This window comes from Kitasatospora griseola (assembly GCF_014648555.1).
GTDB classification, from domain to species: domain Bacteria; phylum Actinomycetota; class Actinomycetes; order Streptomycetales; family Streptomycetaceae; genus Kitasatospora; species Kitasatospora griseola.
The window spans coordinates 1-303 of the sequence record NZ_BMRI01000024.1 but is presented as its reverse complement, the minus strand read 5'-3'; the positions used below and the strand labels follow the sequence as shown (position 1 = coordinate 303).

Genomic DNA, 303 nt, shown 5'->3' with positions numbered 1-303 from the left:
ATGTCGGCGATGGCGTACTCGATGTCCTCGTCGTCGTCGCCGGCGCGGTGGCGGTGGCTCACCTGGCCTCCGACGGGGTCGAGGTCGCCGGTGCCCTTCAGGTCGTAGGTGTGCAGCTCGGCGCGGGGGTCGAGGGCGGAGATGAGCAGCAGCAGGCGGAGCAGGAAGGTCTTGCCCATGCGGGGGACCGCGCCGATGATCCCGGCGATGAACATCAGGGTGACCATGACCCAGTTGCCGCGCTGGTCGGTGGCGAAGGCCACGGGGTTGAACAGGTCGACGGTGCCGGCCTTGGCGAGCGGC

General features: G+C 70.0%; 1 pseudogene. It reads right to left on the bottom strand.

The features are described 5' to 3' along the window. Nucleotides 1–303, bottom strand: a pseudogene (locus IEZ12_RS39050) (cell division protein FtsK); the annotation flags it as partial.